The organism is Kocuria arenosa, from assembly GCF_042879215.1.
In the GTDB taxonomy this organism is placed as follows: domain Bacteria; phylum Actinomycetota; class Actinomycetes; order Actinomycetales; family Micrococcaceae; genus Kocuria; species Kocuria arenosa.
In genome coordinates this window covers 666,844-692,203 of the sequence record NZ_JBHZTA010000001.1, presented here as the reverse complement: position 1 = coordinate 692,203, position 25,360 = coordinate 666,844, and the positions used below count along the sequence as shown (strand labels likewise).

Below are 25,360 nucleotides of genomic sequence, written 5' to 3'. Positions count from 1 at the left end.
GGCGTGCGCCCGGCCCCGCGGCCCGCGCTCACAGCGCGGTCGTGCTGCCGCCGGCGGCGGCGATCTTCTCCGCGGCGGAGCCCGAGAAGGCGTGCGCCTTCACGTCGACCGCGACCGCGATCTCGCCGGAGCCCAGCACCTTGACGGGCTGGTTCTTGCGCACCCCGCCGCGGGCCACGAGCGACTCCACGGTCACCTCGCCGCCCTCCGGGAAGAGCTCGGTGAGCTTGTCCAGGTTGACGACCTGGTACTCCACGCGGAACGGGTTCTTGAACCCGCGCAGCTTGGGCAGGCGCATGTGCAGCGGAAGCTGCCCGCCCGCGAAGCCCGCCTTGACCTGGTACCGGGCACTGGTGCCCTTGGTGCCGCGGCCGGCGGTCTTGCCCTTGGAGCCCTGGCCGCGACCCACGCGGGTCCTGGCGGTCTTCGCGCCCTTCGCCGGACGCAGGTGGTGCACCTTGAGGGCGTGCACCTTCTCGGTGCTCTGAACGGTGTTCTCAGCAGTGTTCTCTGCCATGGTTACTTGGCCTCCTCGACCTTGACCAGGTGGGCGACGGTGTTGACCATGCCCGCGGTCACGCCGTCGGCCTTGCGGACCACGACGTTGCCCGGCCGCTTCAGGCCGAGGGACCGCAGGGTGTTCCGCATGTTCTGCTTCTGGCCGACCACCGACCGGACCTGCGTGATGCGCAGCTCCGTGCCGTCGGGCTGGATACGCTTGCCGGACATCAGGCACCTGCCTTCTGGATCGAGCGCAGCAACGGACCGGGGACGACCTCGTCGATCGGCAGCCCACGGCGGGCCGCGACGGCCGCCGGCTCCTCGAGCTGGCGGAGCGCCTCGATGGTTGCGTGCACGATGTTGATCTGGTTCGACGAGCCGAGGGACTTCGACAGCACGTCGTGGATGCCGGCGCACTCGAGCACGGCGCGGACCGGCCCACCGGCGATCACACCGGTACCGGGGGTCGCCGGGCGCAGCATGACGACGCCTGCGGCGGCCTCGCCCTGCACGCGGTGCGGGATCGTGCGGTCCTCGATGCGCGGGACGCGGAAGAAGTTCTTCTTCGCCTCCTCGACGCCCTTGGAGATCGCGGCCGGCACCTCCTTGGCCTTGCCGTAGCCCACACCGACCATGCCGTTGCCGTCGCCGACGACGACGAGGGCGGTGAAGCTGAAGCGACGACCGCCCTTGACGACCTTGGAGACACGGTTGATGGTCACGACGCGCTCGAGGAACTTGTCCTTCTCCTCGTCGCGGCCGCCGCGGCCACCGCGGCCGCCGCGCTCACCGCGGCCGCCGCGCTCACCGCGGCCGCCGCGCTCGCCACGGCCCCCGCGGTCGCCGCGGGAGTCCTGGGAGCGGTTGGCCTCGGTGGTCTGCTGGGCCCCGGTCGCCTCCGTGGAGGCAGTGCTGGCTTCGGTCACCTGGGTTTCCTTCTCGTTGTTCTGCTCGCTCACAGTGCCAGACCTCCTTCGCGGGCGCCGTCGGCGACAGCCGCCACGCGACCGTGGTACTTGTTGCCGCCGCGGTCGAACACGACGGACTCGACACCGGCGGCCTTGGCGCGCTCGGCGACGAGCTCACCCACGCGCTTGGCCTTCGCGGTCTTGTCCGCGTCGGCGCCGCGCAGGTCGGCCTCCATGGTGGACGCCGAGGCGACGGTGACACCCTGGGTGTCGTCGACGACCTGGACGAACACGTGGCGGGCCGAGCGGTTGACGACCAGGCGCGGGCGCGCTGCCGTGCCGGCCAGGTGCTTGCGCACCCGGACGTGGCGGCGGCTGCGGGCGGCGGCCTTGGACTTGCCCTTGATCTTCAGAGCCATGGTTACTTACCAGCCTTTCCGGCCTTGCGGCGGATCTGCTCGCCGGCGTACCGCACGCCCTTGCCCTTGTAGGGCTCGGGGGCGCGGAGCTTGCGGATCTTGGCGGCGACCTCGCCGACCTGCTGCTTGTCGATGCCGTTGACCGAGAGCTTGTTGACGCCCTCGACGGCGAACGAGATGCCCTCCGGGGCCTTGAAGGTGATCGGGTGGCTGTAGCCGAGGGCGAACTCGAGGTCCTGGCCCTTGGCCTGCACGCGGTACCCGGTGCCCACGATCTCGATGCCCTTGGAGTAGCCCTGGGTGACGCCCTGGATCATGTTGGCGATCAGGGTGCGGGTGAGGCCGTGCAGCGAGCGGGACTCGCGCTCGTCGTCGGGTCGGGTGACGGTGAGGGTGCTGTCCTCGAGCGCGACCGAGATCGGGCTGGCAACGGTGTGCTGCAGCTCGCCCTTGGCGCCCTTGACGGAGACGACGTTGCCGTCGACGTTGATCTCCACACCGGCCGGCACAGAGATGGGGAGACGTCCGATACGTGACATGTTCTCTTCCTTTCTGTTCCGGGGTTACCAGACGTAGGCGAGGACTTCGCCGCCCACGCCCTTCTTCGCGGCCTGCTTGTCGGTCAGCAGCCCGGAAGAGGTGGACAGGATGGCGATGCCCAGGCCGCCCAGGACCTTGGGGAGGTTGGTGGACTTGGCGTAGACGCGCAGGCCCGGCTTGGAGATGCGCCGGACGCCCGCGATGGAGCGCTCCCGGTTGGGGCCGAACTTCAGGGACAGCGTGAGGGTCTTGCCGACCTCGGCCGCCTCCTCCTTGTAGTCCGCGATGTAGCCCTCGGCCTTGAGGATGTCCGCCACGCGAGCCTTGAGCTTCGAGTACGGCATGCTCACGGAGTCGTGGTAGGCGGAGTTGGCGTTGCGCAGACGCGTCAGCATGTCCGCGACAGGATCTGTCATTGTCATTTTGGGGGCACGTGCCCTTCCTCGTCCCGGTTTCCGCCGGCGCCGTGCGGCGCGCGAGCAGACCTGGAACGTAGCGAGATTAGTTGGAGTTGAAGGGGAAACCGAGCGCCTTCAGCAGCGCGCGGCCCTCGTCGTCGGTCTTCGCGGTGGTGACCACCGTGATGTCCATGCCGCGGACCCGGTCGATGCGGTCCTGGTCGATCTCGTGGAACATGGACTGCTCGGTGAGGCCGAAGGTGTAGTTGCCGTTGCCGTCGAACTGGCGCGCGGACAGCCCACGGAAGTCACGGATGCGCGGCAGGGCCAGGGTCACCAGGCGGTCGAGGAACTCCCACATGCGGTCGCCGCGCAGCGTGGTGTGCGCGCCGATCGGCATGCCCTCGCGGAGCTTGAACTGCGCGATGGACTTCTTCGCCCGGGTCACGAGCGGCTTCTGGCCCGTGATGGCGGTGAGGTCGCGGACGGCGCCGTCGATGAGCTTCGAGTCCTTCGCGGCGTCGCCGACACCCATGTTCACGACGACCTTGACGACGCGCGGGATCTCCATGACGTTGCCGTAGCCGAACTGCTCCTGCAGCGCGGGCACGACGGTCTCCTGGTACTTGTCCTTGAAGCGCGGGGACACGCTGATCTCGGTGGTTTCGGTCATCACAGGTCCTTGCCGGTGCTCTTGGAGACGCGGACGCGGACGGTCTTCTGGCGCCCGTCGCGCTCCACGGTCTCGGTGCGGTGGCCGACGCGGGTCGGCTTGTTGGTCTCCGGGTCCACGAGCGCCACGTTGGACACGTGGATCGGGGCCTCGACCTTGTCGATGCCGCCGGCTTCGCCCTGCATGGAGGCCTTGCGGTGGCGGGTGATCACGTTGATGCCCTCCACGACCACACGGGACGTCTCGGGGATGACGCGCAGGACCTTGCCCTGCTTGCCCTTGTTGTCCTTGCTGCCGGAGATGACCTGCACCAGGTCGCCGGTCTTGATCTTGAACTTCGCCATGGTCAGAGCACCTCCGGGGCCAGCGAGATGATCTTCATGAACTTCTTGTCGCGCAGCTCACGGCCCACGGGGCCGAAGATGCGGGTGCCCCGGGGGTCACCGTCGTTCTTCAGGATCACTGCGGCGTTCTCGTCGAACTTGATGTAGGAGCCGTCCGGACGACGGCGCTCCTTCTTGGTGCGGACGATGACGGCCTTGACCACGTCGCCCTTCTTCACGTTCCCGCCGGGGATCGCGTCCTTGACGGTGGCGACGATGATGTCGCCGATGCCTGCGTAGCGACGTCCGGATCCACCGAGAACACGGATGGTGAGGATCTCCTTCGCACCCGTGTTGTCGGCGACCTTCAGTCGCGACTCCTGCTGAATCACTGATTACTCCTGTCGTCACGCCGGTTCCAACACCGATCGAGAGCACGGTGCGGGCCTTGCGGAACAGCTTGTCGGATGATGTGCCCTCCCCCGGCGCGCACGCCGGACCGGGCCCAGCCCTCCATGCCAGGAGCATCTGAACCCGCCACCAGGTGGCACGGGGGCGCCCTGCACGCGGTCATTATGCGCTGGCACGAAGAGCTGTGGGATGCACGGGCAGACGTATCGGCCCATACAAGCTCACCAGCCTAGCACAGGCGGGACGCCCGTCCGTGCGGGGCGGTGGACGGACGACGGCCCGCCCCTTCGTGGAAGGGACGGGCCGTCGCGGCCGTGGCCGGCTCTAGCGAGCTCGGGTCACTTGGCCTTCTCGAGGATCTCCACGATCCGCCACCGCTTGGTGGCGGACAGCGGGCGGGTCTCGGAGATCAGGACGAGGTCGCCGACACCGGCGGCGTTCTGCTCGTCGTGGGCCTTGACCTTCGAGGAGCGGCGCATGACCTTGCCGTACAGCGCGTGCTTGACGTTGTCCTGCAGCTGGACGACGACGGTCTTGTCCATCTTGTCGGAGACCACGTAGCCACGGCGGCTCTTGCGGTCACCGCGCTCGTCGGCCTGCTCGGCCTCGTTGTTGATCTGCTCGGTCACTTGGCGTCCTCCTCGGAGGTGGTCTCGGCGGTGGTCTCGGCGGAGCCCGCCTGGGGCCGGATGCCGAGCTCGCGCTCGCGCAGCACCGTGTAGATGCGGGCGATGTCGCGCTTGACGGCCTTGAGGCGGCCGTTGTTCTCGAGCTGACCGGTTGCGGACTGGAAGCGGAGGTTGAACAGCTCCTCCTTGGCCTTGCGCAGCGCCTCACCCAGAGAGTCCTTGTCGAGGGCCGCGAGGTTCTCGATGCTCAGATCCTTGGATCCAACAGCCATTCTCATTCACCACCTTCGCGACGCACGATGCGTGCCTTCATCGGGAGCTTGTGGATCGCCAGGCGCAGGGCCTCGCGGGCGACCTCTTCGGAGACACCGGAGAGCTCGAACATCACGCGCCCGGGCTTGACGTTGGCGACCCACCATTCGGGGGAGCCCTTGCCGGAGCCCATGCGGGTCTCGGCGGGCTTCTTGGTCAGGGGGCGGTCCGGGTAGATGTTGATCCAGACCTTGCCGCCACGCTTGATGTGGCGGGTCATGGCGATACGCGCGGCCTCGATCTGACGGTTCGTCACGTAGGCCGGCGTGAGCGCCTGGATGCCCCACTCACCGAAGGCGACGGTGGTGCCGCCCTTGGCAGCGCCCGACCGCTTGGGGTGGTGCTGCTTGCGGAACTTCACACGACGTGGGATGAGCATTTACTTACCACCCTCTGCGTTGGTCGCTCCCGCGGCCGGAGCCGGGGAGGCGGCGGAGTCGGTGCGCTCACGGCGTCCGCCACGGTCGTTACGGTCGGGACGACGACGGTCGCCGCCGCCGCCGCCGCCGCGACGCTCGCCCGGACCGCCACGACGGTCGCGTTCGCCGCCGCCACGGCCGCGGGAGGGAGCGGCGGCCTGCTGGGCCGCCAGTTCCTTCGCGGTGAGGTCGCCCTTGTAGATCCAGACCTTCACGCCGATGCGGCCGAAGGTGGTCTTGGCCTCGAAGAACCCGTAGTCGATGTTCGCGCGCAGGGTGTGCAGGGGCACACGGCCTTCGCGGTAGAACTCCGAGCGGCTCATCTCGGCGCCGCCGAGGCGGCCGGCGCACTGGATGCGGATGCCCTTCGCGCCGGCGCGCTGCGCCGACTGGATGGCCTTCTTCATGGCGCGGCGGAAGGCCACGCGGGAGGCGAGCTGCTCGGCGACGCCCTGGGCGACCAGCTGGGCGTCCACCTCGGGGTTCTTGACCTCGAGGATGTTCAGCTGGATCTGCTTGCCCGTGAGCTTCTCGAGCTCGCCGCGGATGCGGTCGGCCTCGGCGCCGCGGCGGCCGATGACGATGCCGGGGCGGGCGGTGTGGATGTCCACGCGCACGCGGTCCCGGGTCCGCTCGATCTCGACCTTGGAGATGCCGGCCCGCTCCATGCCCGTGGACATGAGCTTGCGGATCTTGATGTCCTCACGGACGTAGTCCTTGTAGCGCTGGCCCTCCTTGGTGGAGTCCGCGTACCAGTGCGACACGTGGTCGGTGGTGATGCCCAGCCGGAACCCGTGCGGGTTGATCTTCTGTCCCACTTAGCGGACCTCCTCGCTGTCAGGGCTCGCCACGATCACGGTGATGTGGCTCGTGCGCTTGTTGATGCGGTAGGCGCGGCCCTGGGCGCGCGGCCGGAACCGCTTCATGGTCGGACCCTCGTCGACGAAGGCCTCGCTCACGACGAGCTCCTCCTCCTTGTACGGCAGGCCGTCACGGTCCGCCAGCTGGCGCGCGTTCGCGACCGCCGACTGGAGGACCTTGAACACCGGCTCCGAAGCAGCCTGGGGGGCGAACTTCAGAATCGCCAGAGCCTCATTCGCCTGTTGGCCACGAATCAGGTTGACGACGCGCCGGGCCTTCATAGGCGTCACGCGGATGTAGCGCGCAGATGCCTTGGCTTCCATTGCTTTCCTTCTCTCGTCTTCTCGAAGTGCTCACGCTGCGGGATCCCGGAGGATCAGCGGCGCTTGCCCTTCTTGTCGTCCTTCACATGGCCGCGGAAGGTCCGCGTGGAGGCGAACTCGCCGAGCTTGTGCCCGACCATCGACTCGGTGATGAACACGGGAATGTGCTTGCGTCCGTCGTGCACGGCGATCGTGTGCCCCAGCATGTCGGGGATGATCATCGAGCGGCGGGACCACGTCTTGATGACGTTCTTGGTGCCCTTGTCGTTCTCCTTGGCGACCTTCAGGAAAAGGTGCTGATCGACGAAAGGGCCCTTCTTCAGGCTGCGTGGCATGTGTCAGGCTCCTTAGCGCTTGTTCTTGCCGGTGCGACGACGGCGGACGATGAGCTTGTCGCTCTCCTTGTTGGGGCGGCGGGTGCGGCCCTCGGGCTTGCCGTTCGGGTTGACCGGGTGACGGCCACCGGAGGTCTTGCCCTCGCCACCACCGTGCGGGTGGTCGACGGGGTTCATGACGACACCGCGGACGGTCGGGCGGACGCCCTTCCAGCGGTTGCGGCCGGCCTTGCCCCAGTTGATGTTCGACTGCTCGGCGTTGCCGACCTCGCCGACCGTCGCGCGGCAGCGCACGTCGACGTTGCGGATCTCGCCGGAGGGCAGCCGGAGCTGGCCGTACTTGCCCTCCTTCGCGACGAGCTGCACGGACGCACCGGCGGAGCGGGCGAGCTTGGCGCCGCCGCCCGGACGGAGCTCGACGGCGTGGATCACGGTGCCGACGGGGATGTTGCGCAGCGGCAGGTTGTTGCCGGGCTTGATGTCGGCGCCGGGGCCCGACTCGACGACGTCGCCCTGCGACAGCTTGTTCGGCGCGATGATGTAGCGCTTGGAGCCGTCCACGAAGTGCAGCAGCGCGATGCGCGCCGTGCGGTTGGGGTCGTACTCGATGTGCGCGACCTTGGCGTCGACGCCGTCCTTGTCGTGGCGACGGAAGTCGATGACGCGGTACTGGCGCTTGTGCCCGCCACCCTTGTGCCGGGTGGTGATGCGGCCGGTGTTGTTCCGGCCGCCCTTCTTGGGCAGCGGCCGGACCAGCGACTTCTCGGGGGTCGTGCGCGTGATTTCTGCGAAGTCGGCAACGGAGGAGCCGCGACGGCCCGGGGTTGTCGGCTTGTGCTTACGGATAGCCATGTGTCAGTTCCTCGTTAAAGTGGTCTCCGCTCAGGCGAGCGGACCGCCGAAGATGTCGATGGTGCCTTCCTTCAGGGTCACAACGGCACGCTTGGTGCCCTTGCGCTGACCCCAGCCGAAGCGCGTGCGCTTCCGCTTCCCGGCACGGTTGATGGTGTTCACGGACTCGACCTTGACGCCGAAGATCTGCTCCACGGCGTACTTGATCTGCGTCTTGTTCGAGTCGGGCGCCACGAAGAACGTGTAGCGGCCCTCGTCGATGAGCCCATAGGACTTCTCCGAGACGACCGGCGCGATGATGACGTCCCGGGGATCCTTGATGGTGGTCGCGCTCACTTGGCGTCCTCCTGCTTCTTCTTGCTGGCGGCCGCCACGAAGGACTCGAACGCGTCCTTGGTGAAGACCACGTCGTCGGAGACCAGCACGTCGTACGTGTTGAGCTGGTCCGCGTAGAGGGTGTGCACGTCGTCGAGGTTGCGCACCGACAGCGCGGCCACGTCGTCCGAGCGGTGCAGGACGACCAGCAGGTTCTTGCGGTCGGAGAGCCCGCGCAGCGTCGCCTGGGCGGCCTTCGTGTTGGGGACGGTGCCCTCGACGACGGCCTCCACGACGTGGATGCGGTTGTTGCGCGCCCGGTCAGACAGGGCTCCGCGCAGGGCGGCGGCCTTCATCTTCTTGGGGGTGCGCTGGCTGTAGTCCCGCGGGGTCGGGCCGTGCACCACGCCGCCACCGGTCATGTGCGGGGCGCGGATCGAGCCCTGGCGGGCGCGGCCGGTGCCCTTCTGCTTGAAGGGCTTGCGGCCGGCGCCGGAGACCTCGGCGCGGTTCTTGGTCTTGTGCGTGCCCTGGCGGGCCGCGGCCAGCTGCGCGACGACGACCTGGTGCAGCAGGGGCACGTTGGTCTGGACGTCGAAGATCTCGGCGGGCAGTTCGACGTTGACGGTCTGAGTTGCCATGGTCTGATCAGGCTCCCTTCACTGCGGTGCGGACGAGGACGACCGAACCCTTGGGGCCCGGCAGGGCGCCCTTGATGAGCAGCAGGGAGTTCTCGGCGTCCACGGCGTGAACGGTGAGGTTCTGCGTCGTGTGACGGACGGCGCCCATGCGGCCCGCCATGCGCATGCCCTTGAACACGCGAGCGGGATAGGACGCGCCGCCGATGGATCCCGGCTTGCGGTGGTTCTTGTGGGCACCGTGGGAGGCGCCGACGCCGGAGAAGCCGTGACGCTTCATCACACCGGCCGTGCCCTTGCCCTTGGTCTTGCCGATCACGTCGACCTTCTGGCCGGCCTCGAAGAGCTCGACGGAGAGCTCCTGGCCCAGCTCGTAGGTGTCGGCGTCGGCCGTGCGCAGCTCCACGACGTGGCGGCGCGGCGTCACGCCGGCCTTCTCGAAGTGGCCGGCCAGCGGCTGGGTGACCTTGCGGGGGTCGATCGCACCGAACCCGATCTGGACGGCCGAGTAGCCGTCACGGTCCTGGTTGCGCAGCTGGGTCACGACGTTGGAGTCCGCCTTGACGACGGTCACCGGCACGAACTTCCCGTTCTCGTCCCAGACCTGGGTCATGCCGAGCTTCGTGCCCAGCAGGCCCTTCACCTGGCGTTCGAAAGTGGTAGTCATTGGGATGCGATCCTCTTTACAGCTTGATTTCGATGTTCACGTCAGCCGGCAGGTCGAGGCGCATGAGCGAGTCGACGGCCTTCGGCGTGGGGTCGATGATGTCGATCAGCCGCTTGTGCGTGCGCATCTCGAAGTGCTCACGGCTGTCCTTGTACTTGTGCGGCGAACGGATGACGCAGTACACGTTCTTCTCGGTGGGCAACGGCACGGGGCCGACCACCGTGGCGCCTGCGCGCGTCACCGTCTCAACGATCTTCCGGGCCGAGACGTCGATGACCTCGTGGTCATAAGACTTCAGCCGGATGCGGATTTTCTGTCCCGCCATGGCGTCGTGACTCTCTTTCTTGAACGTACTTCCCTGTGACGGAGCCGAGGGCTCCTTGTGCATGGCGCCACCTGAGTGGGCGCCCCTCCACGCAGACTGAATCCGGAAGGATCCGGGTTCCTCACCCTGCTGGAGCTCCGACCCCCGAACTCGGGCGTGTCGCCTCGTGCGGGCACGAGGGCGCACCGGGTCCGTTCCTCGGGGCGGGCTGTATGTGGTCCGTCCGTGGCAGCTCCCAGGAGCTGCTGGCTCCCGGTTCTGCTTCGGAACCCGATGGTGTCCTGGGGTCTGCCGGTTCGAACCGTTGGGAGCACACGTCGGCGCTTGAACAACGTCCTCCATCCTGCCAGAGATGGCAGACCGGTGCAAACGCACGGCCTCGGCCGCCGGGGCGAACGGCGTGGGCGGCGGAGCGGAAGCCGTGGGGCTCCCCCGCCCCGTGCCCGCGCCGGCGCTCGGGCCCCGGTCCCGTCCGCGCGCCGGCCTCCGGACGGACGGTTGCCCTGCCGTCGAGCGCCAGCCCGGGCGCGGAGGTTTCCGTGCGGGAGCCCGACCGCTCCCGGAACGCGCGGAACCCCCCGCCGCTGCGCGAGCGACGGGGGGTTCTGCGCAGATCGAGCAGTCCGGGGACTACTTGATGATCTTGGTGACGCGGCCGGAGCCCACGGTGCGGCCACCCTCGCGGATGGCGAAGCCGAGGCCCTCCTCCATGGCGATCGGCTGGATCAGCGCGACCGTCATCTCGGTGTTGTCGCCGGGCATGACCATCTCGGTGCCCTCGGGCAGCGTGATGACACCGGTGACGTCGGTGGTCCGGAAGTAGAACTGCGGACGGTAGTTGGAGTAGAACGGGTTGTGGCGCCCGCCCTCCTCCTTGGAGAGGATGTAGACGTTGGCCTCGAAGTCGGTGTGCGGGGTGATGGAACCCGGCTTGCACACGACCTGGCCGCGCTCGACGTCGTCACGCTTGAGACCGCGCAGCAGCAGGCCGCAGTTCTCGCCCGCCATGGCCTCGTCCATCTGCTTGTGGAACATCTCGATGCCGGTGACCGTGGTCTTCTGGACCGGGCGGATGCCGACGATCTCGACCTCGGAGTTGATCGGCAGCGTGCCACGCTCGGCACGGCCGGTCACCACGGTGCCGCGACCGGTGATGGTGAAGACGTCCTCGATGGGCATGAGGAACGGCTTGTCCATCTCACGGATGGGGTCGGGCACGTTCTCGTCGACGGCCTGCATGAGCTCCTCGACCTTGGCGACCCACTCGGGGTCGCCCTCGAGGGCCTTCAGCGCCGAGACGCGGACGACCGGCGCGTTGTCGCCGTCGAAGCCCTGGTCGGCGAGGAGCTCGCGCACCTCCATCTCGACGAGGTCCAGCAGCTCCTCGTCGTCGACCATGTCGGACTTGTTCAGGGCCACCAGCAGGTAGGGCACGCCCACCTGGCGGGCGAGCAGCACGTGCTCGCGGGTCTGGGCCATGGGGCCGTCCGTGGCGGCGACCACGAGGATGGCGCCGTCCATCTGCGCCGCACCGGTGATCATGTTCTTGACGTAGTCCGCGTGGCCCGGGGCGTCGACGTGCGCGTAGTGGCGCTTCTCCGTCTGGTACTCGATGTGCGCGATGTTGATGGTGATGCCGCGCTGCTTCTCCTCCGGAGCGGAGTCGATGGCACCGAAGTCGCGCTTCTCGTTCAGGTCCGGGTACTTGTCGGCCAGGACCTTGGAGATGGCAGCCGTGAGCGTCGTCTTGCCGTGGTCGACGTGGCCGATGGTGCCGATGTTGACGTGCGGCTTGGTGCGCTCGAACTTGGCCTTCGCCATGGTTGTTCCTCCTAGAACATTTGTCGTAGTTTGCTCAGCACTTCCCCACCGGGTGTTGTCGGGGGGAGCTTGAGGCGCTCAGCAGTACTGAAACCTCTGCAAGTCTACTTTGGCTGTACTTGTTTGATGAAATTCCCGGCCGGGGGCCGAGGGGTGGTGCCTACTCGCCGCGGTTCTTCTGGACGATCTCCTCGGCGACGGCCTTGGGGACCTCCGAGTAGCTGTCGAACTGCATGGAGTACACGGCGCGGCCCTGGGTCTTGGACCGGAGGTCGCCGATGTAGCCGAACATCTCGGACAGCGGGACGAGGGCGCTGACCAGCTTGATGCCGCTCACGTCCTCCATCGACTGGATCTGGCCGCGGCGGGAGTTCAGGTCGCCGATGACCTCGCCCATGTACTCCTCGGGGGTGCGCACCTCGACCGCCATGAGCGGCTCGAGGAGGACGGGCTGCGCCTTGCGGGCACCTTCCTTGAACACCATCGAGCCGGCGATCTTGAACGCCATCTCGGAGGAGTCGACGTCGTGGTAGGCGCCGTCGAGCAGGGTGGCCTTGACGCCCACGACCGGGTACCCGGCGAGGATGCCGAGACGCATGGCGTCCTGGATGCCGGCGTCCACGGAGGGGATGTACTCGCGCGGGACGCGGCCGCCGGTGACCTTGTTGTCGAACTCGTAGAGCTCCTCGGCGTCCAGCGGGATCGGCTCGAAGGCCATCTGCACCTTGGCGAACTGGCCGGAGCCGCCGGTCTGCTTCTTGTGCGTGTAGTCGATCTTCTCGACGGCCTTCTTGATCGTCTCGCGGTAGGCCACCTGCGGCTTGCCGACGTTCGCCTCGACCTTGAACTCGCGCTTCATGCGGTCCACCAGGATGTCCAGGTGGAGCTCGCCCATGCCGCCGATCTCGGTCTGGCCGGTCTCCTCGTTGAGGGACACGGTGAACGTGGGGTCCTCGGCGGAGAGCTTCTGGATCGCGATGGAGAGCTTCTCCTGGTCGCCCTTGGTCTTCGGCTCGATGGCCACCGAGATGACCGGGGCCGGGAAGGACATGGACTCGAGCACGATCGGCTTCTGCAGGTCGCACAGGGTGTCGCCCGTGGTGGTGTCCTTGAGCCCGATCGCGGCGTAGATGTGTCCGGCCTGGACGGTGTCGACCGGGTTCTCCTTGTTGGAGTGCATCTGGAACAGCTTGCCGATGCGCTCCTTCTTGCCCTTGGTGGAGTTGAGCACCTGGTCGCCGTTGCCGGCCTTGCCGGAGTACACGCGGATGTAGGTCAGCTGCCCGTAGAACGGGTGGTTGGCCACCTTGAAGGCGAGCGCGGAGAACGGCGCGGTCGAGTCGACCGGGCGGGAGAGGATCTCCTCCTCGTTGTTCAGCGCGTGGCCCTCGACGTTCGGCACGTCCAGCGGGGACGGCAGGAAGTCGATGACGGCGTCGAGCATCGGCTGCACGCCGCGGTTCTTGAACGCGGAGCCGCAGAGCACGGGGTACGCCTGCGAGGTGATGGTGAGCTTCCGGATGCCGGCCTTGATCTCGTCGAGGGTGAGCTCCTCGCCGCCCAGGTACTTCTCCATGAGCTCGTCGTCGGCCTCGGCGACGGACTCCACCAGCTGGTTGCGGTACTCCTCGGCCCGCTCCTGCAGGTCAGCGGGGATCTCCTCGATCTCGTACTTCGCGCCGAGGGAGACGTCGCCCTTGGAGTCGCCCGGCCAGACGAAGGCCTTCATGGTGAGCAGGTCGACCACGCCGGTGAACTCGGACTCGGAGCCGATCGGGAGCTGCATGACCAGCGGCTTCGCGCCGAGGCGGTTGATGATGGTGTCGACGGTGAAGTAGAAGTCGGCGCCCAGCTTGTCCATCTTGTTGACGAAGCAGATGCGGGGGACGTCGTACTTGTCGGCCTGGCGCCAGACCGTCTCCGACTGGGGCTCGACGCCCTCCTTGCCGTCGAAGACCGCCACGGCGCCGTCGAGCACGCGCAGGGAGCGCTCGACCTCGACCGTGAAGTCCACGTGGCCCGGGGTGTCGATGATGTTGATCTGGTTGTCGTGCCAGTAGCAGGTCGTCGCGGCGGACGTGATCGTGATGCCGCGCTCCTGCTCCTGCGCCATCCAGTCCATGGTGGAGGCACCATCGTGGGTCTCGCCGATCTTGTGGGAGATACCGGTGTAGAACAGGATGCGTTCGGTGGTGGTGGTCTTCCCGGCATCGATGTGCGCCATGATGCCGATGTTGCGGACCTTCTTGAGGTCGGTAAGCACGTCAAGTGCCACGGTGATTCCCTTTCGGAGATGGTGCCGGCGGCCTGTCGGCCCGGGTGGGGCCGACAGGCCTGGAAGATTCTACCAGCGGTAGTGGGCGAAGGCCTTGTTGGACTCCGCCATCTTGTGGGTGTCCTCCCGGCGCTTCACGGCGGCACCGAGACCGTTGGACGCGTCCAGGATCTCGTTTTGCAGACGCTCGGTCATGGTGTTCTCACGGCGGATCTTCGAGTAGCCGACGAGCCAGCGCAGGGACAGCGCCTGGGCGCGGCCCGGCTTGACCTCGACGGGCACCTGGTAGGTGGCGCCGCCGACGCGGCGGGACTTCACCTCGAGGGCCGGCTTGACGTTCTCCAGGGCCTTCTTGAGGGTGACGACGGGGTCGGCACCGGACTTGGCGCGGACGCCCTCGAGGGCACCGTAGACGATGCGCTCGGCGGTGGACTTCTTGCCGTCCTGGAGGACCTTGTTGATCAGCTGCGTGACGACCGGGGAGCTGTAGACCGGGTCGACGACGAGCGGGCGCTTGGGAGCGGGACCCTTACGAGGCATTACTTCTTCTCCTTCTTGGCGCCGTAACGGGAACGGGCCTGCTGGCGGCCCTTGACACCCTGGGTGTCGAGCGCGCCGCGGACGATCTTGTAGCGGACACCGGGGAGGTCCTTCACGCGACCGCCGCGGACGAGCACGATGGAGTGCTCCTGCAGGTTGTGGCCCTCACCGGGGATGTAGGCCGTGACCTCCACGCCGCCGTTGAGCTTCACGCGGGCGACCTTGCGCAGCGCGGAGTTCGGCTTCTTGGGGGTGGTGGTGTAGACGCGGGTGCACACGCCGCGCTTCATGGGGCTGCCCTTGAGTGCGGGCGCCTTGGTCTTGACGACCTTCGGGGTCCGGCCCTTGCGGACCAGCTGCTGGATTGTAGGCACAGTGTCTCCTGATCGGACGGGACGCGTCAGCGGCCCGCTGGGTGTTCGGCTCCCCGCGACCGGCCGGGGCCGGGAGCGGGTGCGGCGCACGACGTGCGCCCGCAGGGCGGGCACCACGGTCGCCGCGCCGAAGGTAGCTGGGCAGACGAAAAGGATGGCATTTCGGTACACACCGCGTACCGGAGGACCGAGTCCGTTCTGCCATGATTTCTTCGGCCTCCAGGGGCGCGGGCGCCGGGGGATGACCGTTCAATTCCTCGACAGCCTATCAGACCCCGGCCGGGGCGGGGAAACGGGGCCGACCGGTCAGCGCCCGGTCGCGGCGAGGTCTGCGGAGATCCGCCGTGCGCACTCGAGCAGGGGCGGCACCACGTCGTCCACGGGGTCCCCGGCGCTTGCGCCGGGCATCCCCACGCGCATGGAGACGTTCACGGCCGCGACCACGCGCCCGGTGCCGTCGGTCACGGGGGCGGCGACGGAGCGCAGCCCGATCTCGAGCTCCTGGTCCACGAGGGCCCAGCCCTGGGCGCGGACCCGTCGCAGGTCGGCCTCGAGGGCCGCGCGGTCGGTGAGGGTGTGCTCGGTCAGGCGTTCGATCCGCGCCGTGCGGAAGTACTCGGCGAGCTGCTCCGGGCCCAGCCCGGCGAGCAGCACCCGGCCCATGGACGTGGCGTGGGCGGGGAACCGGGTGCCCACGGCGATCGCCACGGTCATGATCCGGTGCGTGGAGACGCGGGCGACGTAGACGATGTCGGAGCCGTCCAGCACGGAGGCGGACGTGGACTCCTCGACCCGCGCCGAGAGCGTCTCGAGGTGGGGGGCGGCCAGGGCCGGCAGCGGCTGCGAGGAGAGGTAGGAGTAGCCGAGCTGGAGGACCGTGGGGGTGAGCTCGAAGAGCCGCCCGTCGGTCCGGACGTAGCCCAGCTCCTCGAGCGTGAGCAGGAACCGGCGGGCGGTGGCGCGGGTCAGCCCGGTGCGCCGGGCCACGTCGCTGAGGGTCATCCGGGGGTGCCGGGCGTCGAAGGCCGTGATCACGCCGAGCCCGCGTGCCAGCGACTGCACGAACTGTCCGGGGGCGCCCCGCTCCCCCGCCGGGGCGGTCGGGTCCTGCTCGGTCATCAGTGGCCTCCTGCGGGCCTCGTCCGGGGTGCGGCGGCCGGTGCCGGCCCGCCGCACCCGCGGGATCGGTGCTGGGCTCAGCGGGCAGGCCGCAGCGGGACGTCGACGATCTGCTGGAGCTCCTCGAAGCTCGTGCCGAAGGTCTCGCGCACCGCCACGCCGTCCTCCTCGATGAGGAACACGGCCTGGTCGGTGTAGATCCGCGAGACGCAGCCGACGCCGGTGAGCGGCATGGTGCACCGCTCCACGAGCTTGGACTGGCCCTTCTTGGTCTGCAGGGACATCATCACGAAGGTCATCTTCGCACCCGTGGCCAGGTCCATGGCCCCGCCCACGGCGGGGATCGCGTCCGTCTTGCCGGTGTGCCAGTTCGCGAGGTTGCCCTTGGCGTCCACCTGGAAGGCGCCGAGCACGCAGCAGTCGAGGTGCCCGCCGCGCATCATGGCGAAGGAGTCCGCGTGGTGGAAGTACGAGCAGCCCGGCGTCTCGACCACGGGGATCTTGCCGGCGTTGATGAGATCGGCGTCCACCTCCTCGCCCTGGGCCTCGGGGCCCATGCCGAGCATGCCGTTCTCGGTGTGCAGGGTGACGTCGTCCTCGGCGCTCAGGTAGTTGGAGACCAGGGTGGGCTGGCCGATGCCGAGGTTGACGTAGGACCCGGCAGGGATGTCCCGGGCCACCACACGGGCGAGCTCCTCCGGGGCGAGCGGGGTCTCGGACGTCCGGGGCACGGTGTCCACGGTGTTCTCGCTCATCTCAGCTGTCCTCTCGGGGGTCGGTCTGGGCGGGTGCGTCGATCCGTACGACGGTGTCCACGTAGATGCCCGGGGTCACGACGACCTCCGGGTCCAGCGCGCCGCGCTCCACGATCTCCGCGACCTGCACGATGGAGGTGGTGGCGGCCGCGGCCATGATCGGGCCGAAGTTGCGCGCCGTCTTGCGGTAGACGAGGTTGCCGGCCCGGTCCGCGACGTGCGCCTTGGTCAGGGAGAAGTCGGCCTTGATGGGGTGCTCGAGGACGTAGTGGCGGCCGTCGATCTCGCGGACCTCCTTGCCCTCCGCGAGCGGGGTGCCGTAGCCGGTGGGGGTGAAGAACCCCCCGATGCCGGCGCCGGCGGCGCGGATCCGCTCGGCGAGGTTGCCCTGGGGCACGACCTCGAGCTCGATCTGCCCGGCCCGGTACTTCTCGTCGAAGTGCCACGAGTCGGACTGGCGCGGGAAGGAGCAGATGATCCTGGCCACGCGGCCCAACTGGATCAGCCGGGCCAGGCCGACGTCGCCGTTGCCGGCGTTGTTGTTCACGACCGTCAGGCCGGTGGCGCCGTGGTCGATGAGCGCGTCGATGAGCTCGACGGGCTGGCCGGCCACGCCGAAGCCCCCGATCATGACGGTGGCGCCGTCGTGGATGCCGGCCACGGCCTGCGCGCAGCTCTCTGCGATGTTCAGCATGCGATGTGCCTTCCTTCGGTGGTCTTCTCCGCCCGGTGCCCCGGGGGCCTCAGGCGTTCTGGTTCTCGAGCACGACGGCGAGGCCCTGGCCCACGCCGATGCAGATGGCCGCCACGCCCCAGCGGGCCCCGGAGGCCCGCAGGGACTTCGCGAGCGTGCCGAGGATGCGGGTGCCGGAGGCTCCGAGGGGGTGGCCGATGGCGATGGCGCCGCCGTGCCGGTTGACGATCCCGGGGTCGATCCCCCAGGCGTCGACGCACGCGAGGGACTGGGCGGCGAAGGCCTCGTTGAGCTCCACGGCGGCGACGTCGTCCCAGGTGATGCCGGCGCGGGCCAGGGCGAGGTTCGCGGCCTCGACCGGGGCGAAGCCGAAGAACTGCGGCTCGTTGGCGGCGGCACCGCGGCCCGCGATGCGGGCGAGGGGGGCCAGTCCGGTCAGCTCGGCGGCCTTCTCGGAGCCCAGCAGCGCCGCCGACGCCCCGTCGTTGAGGGGCGAGGCGTTGCCGGCGGTGACGGTGCCGCCCTCCTCCGCCGGGCGGAAGACGGTCTTGAGCCCGCCCAGCTTCTCGACCGTCGAGGACGCGCGGACGGACTCGTCCCGGGTCAGCTCGGTGTCCGGGACGGGCACGGTGAGGTCGTCGTAGAAGCCCTCGTCCCACGCCTGCTGGGTGAGCTGGTGGGAGCGGAACGCGAACTCGTCCATCCGCTCGCGGGTGATGCCGTGCCGCTCGGCGAGCTGCTCGGTGGCCTCGCCCAGGGACACGGTCCACTCCGGCTTCATCCGCTTGTTGACGAGCCTCCAGCCGAGCGTGGTGGAGGCCAGGGTCAGATCGCCGGCCGGGTAGGGCTTCTCCGTCTTCGGGAGGACCCAGGGGGCCCGGCTCATGGACTCGACCCCGCCGACGAGCATCAGGTCGGCCTCGCCCGCGTTGATCTGCCGGGACGCGATGATCGCCGCGTCCAGGGAGGACCCGCACAGGCGGTTGACGGTGGTGCCGGGGAGCTCGACGGGCAGGCCGGCCAGCAGCGTGCCCATGCGGGCGACGTTGCGGTTCTCCTCGCCGGCGCCGTTGGCGTTGCCGAGCACGACCTCGTCGATCGCGGCCGGGTCCAGGCCGGCCGCGCGCCGGACCTGCTCGCCGATCACCAGGGCGGCCAGGTCGTCGGGGCGCACGCCCGCCAGGGCGCCGCCGAAGCGGCCGAAGGGGGTCCGCACGGCGTCGTAGATGTAGGCCTCGGTCATGGTGTTCCTCACTTGCGTCGTTGCACGTCGGTCACGGGGTGTCGGGAGGGGAGGTCAGGTGGCCGGGGGCGCGGGGCGGCCGCGGCCCTCGGCGTCGAGGGCGTCGAGCACCTGCTTGGCGTGCTTGAAGGCGTTGTTGGCGGAGGGCACGGAGAGGTAGATCGCCGACTGCAGCAGGATCTCCTTGATCTCGTCCCGCTCCAGGCCGTTGCGCAGGGCGGCGCGCACGTGCATCTCGAACTCCTCCCAGTGCCCGGCCGCGATCAGCGCGGTCAGGGTCACGGCGCTGCGCATCCGCCGGTCCAGTCCCGGCCGGGTCCAGATCTCGCCCCACGCGTAGCGGGAGATGAAGTCCTGGAACTCGGCGGTGAAGGCGTCCTTGCCGGCCTCGGCACGGTCCACGTGGGCGTCGGAGAGCACCTCGCGGCGCACGACCATGCCGTCGGCGTGCGCCTGCTGCTCGGTGCGCTGGGGGTCGGTGCTCATGCTCGTGCTCCTTCGGCGTCGGCGGGGTGGGCGGTGAAGTGCCCGGCCAGCAGGCTGGCCACGTCCTGCGGGGCCTCGGCCGGGAGCAGGTGGGCGGCGCCGTCCAGGACGACGGCCCGCCCGCCGACGGCCTCGGCGAGGGCGCCCACGGCCCCGGGCGGGGTCGCGGCGTCGTGGGCTCCGGCGACCGTGAGCACGGGGGCGCGCACGCCGCCGAGCCGCTCGCGCAGGTCGAAGGCGCCGAGCGCCTCGCAGGCCCGGGCGTAGGAGAAGCGGTCGGCGTCCTGGAGGTCGTGCAGCAGGCCGGTGGTCGTGACCGCGTCCCGCTCGATGAACCCGGGGCCGAACCAGCGCTGGGCGGATCCCACCACCTGGGTGGGCGTGCCGGCGGCGGCGACGAGCCGTGCGCGCTCGGCCCAGCCGGCGGGCTCGCCCACTTGGGCGGCGGTGCCGAGCAGGACGGCGGCGCGCACCCGGTCGGGGGCGTCGACGAGCAGCTGCTGGCCCACGCAGCCGCCGATCGAGTTGCCGGCGTAGTAGAACGGATGTTCCCTCATTGCGTCGACGTCGGCGTCGGCGCGGTGGCGGTCCAGCGCGGCCAGCACTCCCTGCGCCAGCTCCGCCATGGTGAACGGCTCGCCGGCGGGCGCGGAGACCCCGTGGCCGGGCAGGTCCCAGCCCAAGACGTGGAAGTCCCCCTCGAGCCGGCGCACGACACCCGACCAGAGGGAGGTGACGGACGTGCCCAGGGAGGGGCCGAGCACGACGAGGCGGGCCTGGGGGGACGGGGCCGGCCGGCCGGGGAACCGGACGAGGGCGAGCTCGGGAACGGTCATGCGGTGCTCCTGGAACGGGTCGGGGCTGAGGTCTCGGCGGACGCCCCGGCGGTGGCCTCCGCGGCCGAACGGTCGTTCGCGGAGCGGTGTGCCCGCTCGAGCGCCCGGTCGATCAGCAGGTCGTTGGCGCCGAGGTAGCCGGCGGGGTCCAGCAGCCCGGCGACGAAGGCCTCGTCCACCGGAGTGCCGTCGGGCCGGGCGGCGCCCCCGGCCAGCGCGAGGAGGGCGCTGACCATGCCGTCGCGGTCGGTGGCGTGCTCGCGCACGGCGTCCTGCACCTGCTGCTTGCCCGTGGCGCCACCGGCCCGGGGCACGAGCGGCGCCAGGGCGGCGCTGATCCGCTCGGCGAGCACGGCGGGGCCGGAGGCGTCGAGGTTCGCGCGCATCCGTGCGGGGTCCACCACGAGTCCCTGCGCGAGCTCGGCGGCGTGCGACGACGCCGCGACCGCGAGCCGGGCGAGCTCCCGCAGCGCGGCCCACTCGGCGTGCCAGGCCCCGTCGGGGCGCTCGTCCACGTACTGGCCGGCGGCGAGGTGGACCTGCGCGAGCAGCTGGGGGGCGCTCAGCGCGGTCCGCTTGAGCAGCACCGACAGGACCGGGTTCTGCTTCTGCGGCATCGCCGAGGACACGCCCCGGCCCTCGGCGGCCGGTTCCCGCAGCTCCCCCAGCTCGGGGCGGGCGAGCAGGAGGACGTCGTTGGCGATCCGCCCGAGGGCCGCGCACACGGCCGCGAGGGTGCCGGCCGTGCGCAGGACGGGGCGCCGGGTCGTGTGCCAGACGTGCGGAGGCAGGGCGAGGCCGAGCTCGTCGGCCCAGTGCCCGGCCAGACCGAGGGCGCGCTCGGCGGCGTCGGGGGCGTCGGGGAAGAGGGCGAGGCTCGCGGCGAGGGAGCCCGCGGCGCCGCCGTAGGACACGGGCAGGCGGCGCAGCTCGGCCAGGTCCCCGTCCAGGTCCTGGAGGCCGGCGAGCCAGCTGGAGGCCTTGAGCCCGAAGGTGGTGGGCAGGGCGTGCTGGGTCAGCGTGCGGGCGGTCTGCACGGTGGCGCGGTGGGCGTCGGCCAGGGCGGCCAGCGCGTCCCGGGCGGCCGCCAGGTCGCGGGCCAGGGGCTCCGCGGCTCGGTGCAGGACGAGCATCATGGCGGTGTCCATGACGTCCTGGCTGGTGAGGCCGCGGTGCACCCAGCGCACCGCGGCGGGATCGAGCTCCCCGAGCCGCCGGCGGTAGTCGGCAAGGAGCGGGATGACGGGGTTGCCGCCGCCCTCGGCCCGGCGGGCGAGGTCGGCGGCGTCGTAGTCCCCGGCGCGGGCGGCGCGGCGGGCGGCGTCCGCGGCCTCCGCCGGCGCGAGGCCGGCGGCCGACAGGGCGGCGACCCACGCGGCCTCCACGTCGAGCAGCGCCTGGAGCACCGCCGTGTCGTCCGTGCGCGCGGCGCCGCGGTGGGTGCCGGGGCTGAGCAGGCCGACGTCGGTCATGCGGGTCCTCCTGGGGGTCGTTCGGTCACGGGGTCGCTCACCGGGCGCAGAGCGGGCCGGGCGCTGCGCAGGGGCTCCGGCCGCACCGGCCGGAGCCCCTGCGCGCGGGTCACGCCTCGAGGTTCGGGTAGGTGAGGAAGACGGTCTCCCCCTCGCCCTGCAGCCGGAGGTCGAAGCGCAGGGAGCCGTCGGCCTCGCGCTCGGCGACCAGGGTGCGGCGCCGGTCCTCGGGCAGAGAGCGCAGCAGCGGGTCGTTCGCGAGGGCCGCGGTGTCCTCCGGCAGGTAGATGCGGGTGAACAGCCGGTTCGTCACGCCCCGGGCGAAGACGGTCAGCGTGATGAACGGCGCCTTGCCGGGCTCCGTCGGCCCCGGGTCCACCGTCGTGAAGGTGTAGTGGCCCTCGTTGTCGACGGACGCGCGGCCGAAGCCGGTGAAGGTGTAGCCGTCGCGCACGAGCGAGCCGGTCGCGGTGGGGACCGCACCGTGGCCGTCCGCCTGCCAGATCTCGAGCATGGCGTCCGGCACGTGGTCGCCGTGGCCGTCGGTGACGGTGCCGTGCAGGCGCACCGCCTGCGGGTGCCCGAGCGGGACCAGCAGCTCGCCCTTGTCGTAGGGCAGCGCGTAGCCGAAGAACGGCCCGATCGTCTGGCCGGGGGTGGCCGGGAGCTGGGGGTGAGCGGGGGTCTCAGACATTGGGGTCGCCTTCCGTCCAGGTGCGGTTCGAGCCGCTGAGCACGATGTCCCAGGTGTAGCCGAGCAGCCACTCGTGCTCGGACGCGTGGTGGTCGTACTCGGCCACGAGCCGCCGGCGGGCCTCGGGGTCCACGATGGACTGGAAGATCGGGTCCAGCGCGAACAACGGGTCCGAGGGGAAGTACATCTGGGTGATCATCCGCTGGGTGAAGTCCGTGCCGAACAGGGAGAAGTGCACGTGCGCGGGCCGCCAGGCGTTGTGGTGGTTCTTCCAGGGGTACGGGCCGGGCTTGATGGTGACGAACTCGTAGGAGCCGTCGTCGCCGGTGAGGCACCGTCCCACGCCCGTGAAGTTCGGGTCGATGGGGGCGGGGTGCTGGTCCCGCTTGTGGATGTAGCGCCCGGCGGCGTTGGCCTGCCAGATCTCCACGAGCTGGCGGCGCACGGGCCGGCCGTCGCCGTCGAGGACCCGGCCGCGGATCTTGATCCGCTCGCCGATCGGCTCCCCGCCCGACTGGACGGTCAGGTCCGACTCGAGCGGGTGCACGTCCCGCTCACCGAAGGCGGGGGCGTGCAGCTCGATGGTCTCCGGGTCCGTGTGGTGCAGGTCCTTGGTGGGGTGCCGCAGGATCGAGCTGCGGTAGGGCGCGTAGTCCAGCCGCGGCTGCGTCTCGGTGCGTCCCGAGGCGGCGTAGTCCTCGCTGACCCGCGCCATCTCTCGGTCGAGGTCGGCCTGCGTGTCCGCCGCGTCGTCGGGGCCCTTCGGCGTGAGGTGCACGAAGGACTCTCCCGCCCCCTGGTCCTGGTCGGTCATGGTTCAGCTCCTTGTGTTGCGAGGTGGCTGCCGCACCGGCGGGCGTGGTGCCCGCGGTGGCCGGCGCGTCCGCGACGAACTCTCCGAGGCTAGCGCATCCGGTGCAGCATTCGCACATGTGTTCGTTGTGCGAACTTCTTGTGGGGTCACAGTGCGGGGGGCGGGCGTCAGCGGTCGTCGGGCCAGCCCGTGTAGGACTCCGCGAAGTAGGCGGCGCCGCGCTCGGAGCCGGTGATCGCCCCGAACTCGCCGCGCCGGCGCTTCTGGTTGAAGGGGTTCTCCCCCGGCTGGGTGTGCATGAGGTGGGTGGCCCAGTAGGAGAAGTTCTGCGCCTTCCACACGCGCTCCAGCGCCGTGGCCGAGTACCCGGCCAGCCCGGTGCCGTCGCCCGAGCGGAAGAACTCCACGAGCGCCGGGGCGAGCACGCGGACGTCGCAGAACGCGAGGTTCAGGCCCTTGGCTCCGGTCGGGGGGACGGTGTGGCCGGCGTCGCCGACGAGGAACAGGTTCCCGTGGCGCAGGGGCTCGCAGACGTAGGAGCGGAACTTCAGCACGGTCTTGTCGAAGATGCGGCCCTCCTGGAGCCGGAGCCCGTCGGGGCCCTCGACGCGGCGCTGGAGCTCGGCCCAGATCCGCTCGTCGTCCCAGTCGTCGACGTTCTCCTCCGGGTCGCACTGGAAGTACATCCGCTGGACGGTCTCGCTGCGCTGGGAGACCAGGGCGAAGCCGTGCTGGGAGTTCGAGTAGATGAGCTCCGGGGCGCTCGGCGGGGCCTCGGCGAGGATGCCGAACCAGGCGAAGGGGTACTCGATGAAGTTGTCGGTGCGCTCCTGCTCCGGGATCGCGCGGCGGCAGACGCTCTGCGAGCCGTCGGCGCCCACGAGGATCTCGCAGCGGATCTCGAGGTCCTCGCCTGCGGCGTCAGTGAAGCGGATCCCCGGGCGGTCGGTGGTCAGGTCGACCACCTCGGTGTCCGTGACGGACCAGCGGACGTCGCCGCCGTCGCGCTCCCGGGCGTTGGCCAGGTCCAGGAACACCTCGTTCTGGGGGTAGAGCCACACGGACTCGCCGACGAGCTTCTTGAAGTCGATCCGGTGGCTCTCCCCCTCGAAGCGCAGCACGGTGCCCTCGTGCTCGTGGCCCTCCGTGAGCACCCGCCCGTCGACCCCCTCGTCGACGAGCATGCGCACGGTGGGCGCCTCGAGGATGCCGGCCCGGTGGGTGGCGTGGATGGTGTCCTTGTCGCGCCGCTCGACGACGATGCTGTCGATGCCGGCACGGCCGAGCAGGTGGGCGAGCATCAGCCCGGCCGGGCCGCCGCCGACGATGCCGACCTGCGTGCTGAGAACGGTGCGCTGTGCGCTCATGAGTGCTCCTGGTGATACGACGGAAGTCGTGTCCAGTGTCTCAGCGGCCTGTGGGCGGCACCACAGACGTCCCGTTGAACGATACGGGCGGAGTGGTGCGCGCGGGGTGCGGCCGGTTCAGCGGGTCGCGTCCCGCAGCGTCCGACGGATGCCGTGCGCCGCGGTGTGCAGCGCCTGCACGATCGCCCCCGCCCGCGCGGCCGGGTCGCCCGCGGGGGTGATGACCCCCAGGCCCGCCACCACCTGGTCGCCGCGCCCCCGCACCGGGACGGCGATGCCCGCGGTGCCGGCCTCCAGGTAGCCGGTCTGCAGGGCGTGGCCCGCGCCGCGGATCCGCTCGAGCTCCGCGGCGAGCAACCCGGGATCCGTCGGCGAGAGCTCGGTGAACGCGGCGAGGGGACCCCGCAGGTACTCCTCCTGGTAGTCCTGCGGGGCGTGCGCCAGCAGGACGAGGCCCGTGGCCGAGAGGTGCAGGGGCAGCCGGCCCGCCACCTCCGACCGGACGGGCACCGCCCGGGGGTGGGAGAGCCGTTCCACGAGCAGCACCTCGCGGCCCTCCACGATGCCGAGCTGCACGTGCTGGCGCAGCACCGCGTGGATGTCCCCCATGAACGGGCGGGCGGCGCGGGCCAGCCCGAGCTCGCGGGAGGAGCGGCTGGCCAGCTCCCACAGCCGGGTGCCGACCACGTAGTGCCCGCCCTCCACCCGCTCGAGCCAGCCCTGGCGGGCCATGTCGCGGGCGAGCCGGTGCGCGGTGGCGGTGGGCAGCCCGGCGAGGACCGCGATCCGGCCCCCCGTCAGCCGGGACTCCTCGGCGGTGAACGCCGCGAGGATCCGGTCCGCCCGCTCGAGCACGGACTCCCCGGTGGGTGAGTTCGCCATGGTCCTCCTCGCGCTCCTTCCTGGTGGGCGGCCGGGCGTCGCGGCCCGCCGTGGGACGGGGGCAGCCCCGCCCCGGAAGACGCTGCTTCCGGAACGGGGCTGCCGTGGTGACCACGAGAGTGATCAGGTCCTGCAGGGG

At 70.2% G+C, this 25,360-nt stretch carries 35 protein-coding genes; all 35 read right to left on the bottom strand.

The window, feature by feature from the left end:
- Positions 1–28: 28 nt before the first annotated feature.
- The 35 genes from rplO to ACFYE3_RS03080 all read right to left on the bottom strand — a co-directional run bounded on the left by rplO (position 29) and on the right by ACFYE3_RS03080 (position 25,221).
- Positions 29–517, bottom strand: coding sequence for a 50S ribosomal protein L15 (rplO, locus tag ACFYE3_RS03250; protein ID WP_387605040.1), 489 nt, complete (start codon positions 515–517; stop codon positions 29–31).
- Between the two features lie 2 nt (positions 518–519).
- A complete protein-coding gene (gene rpmD, locus ACFYE3_RS03245; protein WP_017833313.1) occupies positions 520–729 on the bottom strand; it encodes a 50S ribosomal protein L30 in 210 nt (69 codons plus the stop codon).
- Positions 729–1,460 (bottom strand): 30S ribosomal protein S5, encoded by a 732-nt coding sequence (gene rpsE, locus ACFYE3_RS03240; protein ID WP_387605041.1) that lies wholly within the window; start codon positions 1,458–1,460, stop codon positions 729–731. Before rpsE ends, rpmD begins: the two co-directional genes overlap by 1 nt.
- The gene (rplR, locus tag ACFYE3_RS03235) at positions 1,457–1,828 is read right to left on the bottom strand and encodes a 50S ribosomal protein L18 (RefSeq protein WP_368820400.1); all 372 of its coding nucleotides are present in this window, start codon (positions 1,826–1,828) and stop codon (positions 1,457–1,459) included. Before rplR ends, rpsE begins: the two co-directional genes overlap by 4 nt.
- Before the next feature lie 2 nt (positions 1,829–1,830).
- The gene (rplF, locus tag ACFYE3_RS03230; protein WP_368820401.1) at positions 1,831–2,367 is read right to left on the bottom strand and encodes a 50S ribosomal protein L6; all 537 of its coding nucleotides are present in this window, start codon (positions 2,365–2,367) and stop codon (positions 1,831–1,833) included.
- Positions 2,368–2,391: 24 nt separating this feature from the next.
- Positions 2,392–2,790: a 30S ribosomal protein S8 gene (rpsH, locus tag ACFYE3_RS03225; protein WP_017833309.1), complete on the bottom strand. Its 399-nt coding sequence runs from the start codon at positions 2,788–2,790 to the stop codon at positions 2,392–2,394.
- Positions 2,791–2,869: 79 nt separating this feature from the next.
- The gene (gene rplE / locus ACFYE3_RS03220) at positions 2,870–3,439 is read right to left on the bottom strand and encodes a 50S ribosomal protein L5 (protein ID WP_387605042.1); all 570 of its coding nucleotides are present in this window, start codon (positions 3,437–3,439) and stop codon (positions 2,870–2,872) included.
- Positions 3,439–3,783 carry a 50S ribosomal protein L24 gene (rplX, locus tag ACFYE3_RS03215; RefSeq protein ID WP_109268117.1) on the bottom strand — a complete coding sequence of 115 codons (345 nt, stop codon included), beginning with the start codon at positions 3,781–3,783 and terminating at the stop codon, positions 3,439–3,441. Before rplX ends, rplE begins: the two co-directional genes overlap by 1 nt.
- Positions 3,784–3,785: 2 nt before the next feature.
- Positions 3,786–4,154, bottom strand: coding sequence for a 50S ribosomal protein L14 (gene rplN / locus ACFYE3_RS03210; RefSeq protein WP_017833306.1), 369 nt, complete (start codon positions 4,152–4,154; stop codon positions 3,786–3,788).
- A 357-nt stretch (positions 4,155–4,511) separates the two neighbouring features.
- Entirely contained in the window at positions 4,512–4,802 is a 291-nt protein-coding gene (rpsQ, locus tag ACFYE3_RS03205; protein ID WP_368820404.1) for a 30S ribosomal protein S17, read from the bottom strand.
- Positions 4,799–5,074 carry a 50S ribosomal protein L29 gene (rpmC, locus tag ACFYE3_RS03200; protein WP_017833304.1) on the bottom strand — a complete coding sequence of 92 codons (276 nt, stop codon included), beginning with the start codon at positions 5,072–5,074 and terminating at the stop codon, positions 4,799–4,801. Before rpmC ends, rpsQ begins: the two co-directional genes overlap by 4 nt.
- Positions 5,075–5,076: 2 nt before the next feature.
- Positions 5,077–5,493: a 50S ribosomal protein L16 gene (gene rplP, locus ACFYE3_RS03195; protein ID WP_017833303.1), complete on the bottom strand. Its 417-nt coding sequence runs from the start codon at positions 5,491–5,493 to the stop codon at positions 5,077–5,079.
- Entirely contained in the window at positions 5,494–6,351 is an 858-nt protein-coding gene (gene rpsC, locus ACFYE3_RS03190) for a 30S ribosomal protein S3 (RefSeq protein WP_387605043.1), read from the bottom strand. It lies immediately after the preceding gene.
- Positions 6,352–6,717, bottom strand: coding sequence for a 50S ribosomal protein L22 (gene rplV, locus ACFYE3_RS03185; RefSeq protein WP_368820406.1), 366 nt, complete (start codon positions 6,715–6,717; stop codon positions 6,352–6,354).
- Positions 6,718–6,770: 53 nt separating this feature from the next.
- A complete protein-coding gene (rpsS, locus tag ACFYE3_RS03180) occupies positions 6,771–7,052 on the bottom strand; it encodes a 30S ribosomal protein S19 (protein ID WP_368820407.1) in 282 nt (93 codons plus the stop codon).
- Positions 7,053–7,064: 12 nt separating this feature from the next.
- Entirely contained in the window at positions 7,065–7,904 is an 840-nt protein-coding gene (gene rplB, locus ACFYE3_RS03175; RefSeq protein WP_017833299.1) for a 50S ribosomal protein L2, read from the bottom strand.
- 30 nt (positions 7,905–7,934) lie between these two features.
- Positions 7,935–8,240 carry a 50S ribosomal protein L23 gene (rplW, locus tag ACFYE3_RS03170; RefSeq protein ID WP_017833298.1) on the bottom strand — a complete coding sequence of 102 codons (306 nt, stop codon included), beginning with the start codon at positions 8,238–8,240 and terminating at the stop codon, positions 7,935–7,937.
- Positions 8,237–8,860, bottom strand: a complete 624-nt coding sequence (gene rplD, locus ACFYE3_RS03165) for a 50S ribosomal protein L4 (RefSeq protein WP_368820408.1) — start codon at positions 8,858–8,860, stop codon at positions 8,237–8,239. The genes rplW and rplD overlap by 4 nt, the downstream gene beginning before the upstream one ends.
- A 7-nt stretch (positions 8,861–8,867) precedes the next feature.
- Positions 8,868–9,524, bottom strand: a complete 657-nt coding sequence (rplC, locus tag ACFYE3_RS03160; RefSeq protein ID WP_017833296.1) for a 50S ribosomal protein L3 — start codon at positions 9,522–9,524, stop codon at positions 8,868–8,870.
- Positions 9,525–9,540: 16 nt separating this feature from the next.
- Positions 9,541–9,849 carry a 30S ribosomal protein S10 gene (rpsJ, locus tag ACFYE3_RS03155; RefSeq protein ID WP_003803825.1) on the bottom strand — a complete coding sequence of 103 codons (309 nt, stop codon included), beginning with the start codon at positions 9,847–9,849 and terminating at the stop codon, positions 9,541–9,543.
- Positions 9,850–10,479: 630 nt separating this feature from the next.
- Positions 10,480–11,670, bottom strand: coding sequence for an elongation factor Tu (gene tuf / locus ACFYE3_RS03150; protein WP_387605044.1), 1,191 nt, complete (start codon positions 11,668–11,670; stop codon positions 10,480–10,482).
- Between the two features lie 160 nt (positions 11,671–11,830).
- Positions 11,831–13,945 (bottom strand): elongation factor G, encoded by a 2,115-nt coding sequence (gene fusA, locus ACFYE3_RS03145; RefSeq protein ID WP_387605045.1) that lies wholly within the window; start codon positions 13,943–13,945, stop codon positions 11,831–11,833.
- A 69-nt stretch (positions 13,946–14,014) separates the two neighbouring features.
- A complete protein-coding gene (rpsG, locus tag ACFYE3_RS03140) occupies positions 14,015–14,485 on the bottom strand; it encodes a 30S ribosomal protein S7 (RefSeq protein ID WP_368799104.1) in 471 nt (156 codons plus the stop codon).
- Positions 14,485–14,859 carry a 30S ribosomal protein S12 gene (gene rpsL / locus ACFYE3_RS03135; protein ID WP_017833291.1) on the bottom strand — a complete coding sequence of 125 codons (375 nt, stop codon included), beginning with the start codon at positions 14,857–14,859 and terminating at the stop codon, positions 14,485–14,487. The genes rpsG and rpsL overlap by 1 nt, the downstream gene beginning before the upstream one ends.
- Positions 14,860–15,165: 306 nt before the next feature.
- Complete coding sequence (locus tag ACFYE3_RS03130; RefSeq protein WP_387605046.1) at positions 15,166–15,978, bottom strand: IclR family transcriptional regulator domain-containing protein; 813 nt, start codon at positions 15,976–15,978, stop codon at positions 15,166–15,168.
- Positions 15,979–16,055: 77 nt separating this feature from the next.
- A complete protein-coding gene (locus tag ACFYE3_RS03125) occupies positions 16,056–16,733 on the bottom strand; it encodes a 3-oxoacid CoA-transferase subunit B (RefSeq protein ID WP_387605047.1) in 678 nt (225 codons plus the stop codon).
- Position 16,734: 1 nt separating this feature from the next.
- Positions 16,735–17,427: a 3-oxoacid CoA-transferase subunit A gene (locus ACFYE3_RS03120; protein ID WP_387605048.1), complete on the bottom strand. Its 693-nt coding sequence runs from the start codon at positions 17,425–17,427 to the stop codon at positions 16,735–16,737.
- A gap of 49 nt (positions 17,428–17,476) precedes the next feature.
- Positions 17,477–18,670 (bottom strand): thiolase family protein, encoded by a 1,194-nt coding sequence (locus tag ACFYE3_RS03115; RefSeq protein WP_387605049.1) that lies wholly within the window; start codon positions 18,668–18,670, stop codon positions 17,477–17,479.
- A gap of 54 nt (positions 18,671–18,724) precedes the next feature.
- Positions 18,725–19,156 (bottom strand): 4-carboxymuconolactone decarboxylase, encoded by a 432-nt coding sequence (gene pcaC / locus ACFYE3_RS03110; protein WP_387605050.1) that lies wholly within the window; start codon positions 19,154–19,156, stop codon positions 18,725–18,727.
- Positions 19,153–19,992, bottom strand: coding sequence for an alpha/beta fold hydrolase (locus tag ACFYE3_RS03105; protein ID WP_387605051.1), 840 nt, complete (start codon positions 19,990–19,992; stop codon positions 19,153–19,155). Before ACFYE3_RS03105 ends, pcaC begins: the two co-directional genes overlap by 4 nt.
- Positions 19,989–21,464: a lyase family protein gene (locus ACFYE3_RS03100; protein WP_387605052.1), complete on the bottom strand. Its 1,476-nt coding sequence runs from the start codon at positions 21,462–21,464 to the stop codon at positions 19,989–19,991. The genes ACFYE3_RS03105 and ACFYE3_RS03100 overlap by 4 nt, the downstream gene beginning before the upstream one ends.
- Positions 21,465–21,573: 109 nt before the next feature.
- The gene (gene pcaG, locus ACFYE3_RS03095) at positions 21,574–22,158 is read right to left on the bottom strand and encodes a protocatechuate 3,4-dioxygenase subunit alpha (RefSeq protein WP_387605053.1); all 585 of its coding nucleotides are present in this window, start codon (positions 22,156–22,158) and stop codon (positions 21,574–21,576) included.
- Complete coding sequence (pcaH, locus tag ACFYE3_RS03090) at positions 22,151–22,972, bottom strand: protocatechuate 3,4-dioxygenase subunit beta (RefSeq protein WP_387605054.1); 822 nt, start codon at positions 22,970–22,972, stop codon at positions 22,151–22,153. Before pcaH ends, pcaG begins: the two co-directional genes overlap by 8 nt.
- Positions 22,973–23,139: 167 nt before the next feature.
- Entirely contained in the window at positions 23,140–24,339 is a 1,200-nt protein-coding gene (locus ACFYE3_RS03085) for a 4-hydroxybenzoate 3-monooxygenase (protein WP_387605055.1), read from the bottom strand.
- A gap of 117 nt (positions 24,340–24,456) precedes the next feature.
- The gene (locus ACFYE3_RS03080; RefSeq protein ID WP_387605056.1) at positions 24,457–25,221 is read right to left on the bottom strand and encodes an IclR family transcriptional regulator; all 765 of its coding nucleotides are present in this window, start codon (positions 25,219–25,221) and stop codon (positions 24,457–24,459) included.
- Between the last annotated feature and the right edge of the window lie 139 nt (positions 25,222–25,360).

Excerpts from the sequence above, each read along its gene's own strand:
- rplD (WP_368820408.1), bottom strand. The coding sequence starts at position 8,860 with ATGGCAACTCAGACCGTCAACGTCGAACTGCCCGCCGAGATCTTCGAC.
- rplR (WP_368820400.1), bottom strand. The coding sequence starts at position 1,828 with ATGGCTCTGAAGATCAAGGGCAAGTCCAAGGCCGCCGCCCGCAGCCGC.
- ACFYE3_RS03125 (WP_387605047.1), bottom strand. The coding sequence starts at position 16,733 with ATGAGCGAGAACACCGTGGACACCGTGCCCCGGACGTCCGAGACCCCG.
- rpsG (WP_368799104.1), bottom strand. The coding sequence starts at position 14,485 with ATGCCTCGTAAGGGTCCCGCTCCCAAGCGCCCGCTCGTCGTCGACCCG.
- rplV (WP_368820406.1), bottom strand. The coding sequence starts at position 6,717 with ATGGAAGCCAAGGCATCTGCGCGCTACATCCGCGTGACGCCTATGAAG.
- rplX (WP_109268117.1), bottom strand. The coding sequence starts at position 3,783 with ATGGCGAAGTTCAAGATCAAGACCGGCGACCTGGTGCAGGTCATCTCC.
- rplC (WP_017833296.1), bottom strand. The coding sequence starts at position 9,524 with ATGACTACCACTTTCGAACGCCAGGTGAAGGGCCTGCTGGGCACGAAG.
- rpsJ (WP_003803825.1), bottom strand. The coding sequence starts at position 9,849 with ATGGCGGGACAGAAAATCCGCATCCGGCTGAAGTCTTATGACCACGAG.
- rplP (WP_017833303.1), bottom strand. The coding sequence starts at position 5,493 with ATGCTCATCCCACGTCGTGTGAAGTTCCGCAAGCAGCACCACCCCAAG.
- ACFYE3_RS03105 (WP_387605051.1), bottom strand. The coding sequence starts at position 19,992 with ATGACCGTTCCCGAGCTCGCCCTCGTCCGGTTCCCCGGCCGGCCGGCC.
- ACFYE3_RS03120 (WP_387605048.1), bottom strand. The coding sequence starts at position 17,427 with ATGCTGAACATCGCAGAGAGCTGCGCGCAGGCCGTGGCCGGCATCCAC.
- rpmD (WP_017833313.1), bottom strand. The coding sequence starts at position 729 with ATGTCCGGCAAGCGTATCCAGCCCGACGGCACGGAGCTGCGCATCACG.
- ACFYE3_RS03130 (WP_387605046.1), bottom strand. The coding sequence starts at position 15,978 with ATGACCGAGCAGGACCCGACCGCCCCGGCGGGGGAGCGGGGCGCCCCC.
- tuf (WP_387605044.1), bottom strand. The coding sequence starts at position 11,670 with ATGGCGAAGGCCAAGTTCGAGCGCACCAAGCCGCACGTCAACATCGGC.
- rpsS (WP_368820407.1), bottom strand. The coding sequence starts at position 7,052 with ATGCCACGCAGCCTGAAGAAGGGCCCTTTCGTCGATCAGCACCTTTTC.
- rpsH (WP_017833309.1), bottom strand. The coding sequence starts at position 2,790 with ATGACAATGACAGATCCTGTCGCGGACATGCTGACGCGTCTGCGCAAC.
- ACFYE3_RS03080 (WP_387605056.1), bottom strand. The coding sequence starts at position 25,221 with ATGGCGAACTCACCCACCGGGGAGTCCGTGCTCGAGCGGGCGGACCGG.
- ACFYE3_RS03085 (WP_387605055.1), bottom strand. The coding sequence starts at position 24,339 with ATGAGCGCACAGCGCACCGTTCTCAGCACGCAGGTCGGCATCGTCGGC.
- rplB (WP_017833299.1), bottom strand. The coding sequence starts at position 7,904 with ATGGCTATCCGTAAGCACAAGCCGACAACCCCGGGCCGTCGCGGCTCC.
- rplF (WP_368820401.1), bottom strand. The coding sequence starts at position 2,367 with ATGTCACGTATCGGACGTCTCCCCATCTCTGTGCCGGCCGGTGTGGAG.
- rplE (WP_387605042.1), bottom strand. The coding sequence starts at position 3,439 with ATGACCGAAACCACCGAGATCAGCGTGTCCCCGCGCTTCAAGGACAAG.
- ACFYE3_RS03100 (WP_387605052.1), bottom strand. The coding sequence starts at position 21,464 with ATGACCGACGTCGGCCTGCTCAGCCCCGGCACCCACCGCGGCGCCGCG.
- pcaH (WP_387605054.1), bottom strand. The coding sequence starts at position 22,972 with ATGACCGACCAGGACCAGGGGGCGGGAGAGTCCTTCGTGCACCTCACG.
- rpmC (WP_017833304.1), bottom strand. The coding sequence starts at position 5,074 with ATGGCTGTTGGATCCAAGGATCTGAGCATCGAGAACCTCGCGGCCCTC.
- rplO (WP_387605040.1), bottom strand. The coding sequence starts at position 517 with ATGGCAGAGAACACTGCTGAGAACACCGTTCAGAGCACCGAGAAGGTG.
- pcaC (WP_387605050.1), bottom strand. The coding sequence starts at position 19,156 with ATGAGCACCGACCCCCAGCGCACCGAGCAGCAGGCGCACGCCGACGGC.
- ACFYE3_RS03115 (WP_387605049.1), bottom strand. The coding sequence starts at position 18,670 with ATGACCGAGGCCTACATCTACGACGCCGTGCGGACCCCCTTCGGCCGC.
- pcaG (WP_387605053.1), bottom strand. The coding sequence starts at position 22,158 with ATGTCTGAGACCCCCGCTCACCCCCAGCTCCCGGCCACCCCCGGCCAG.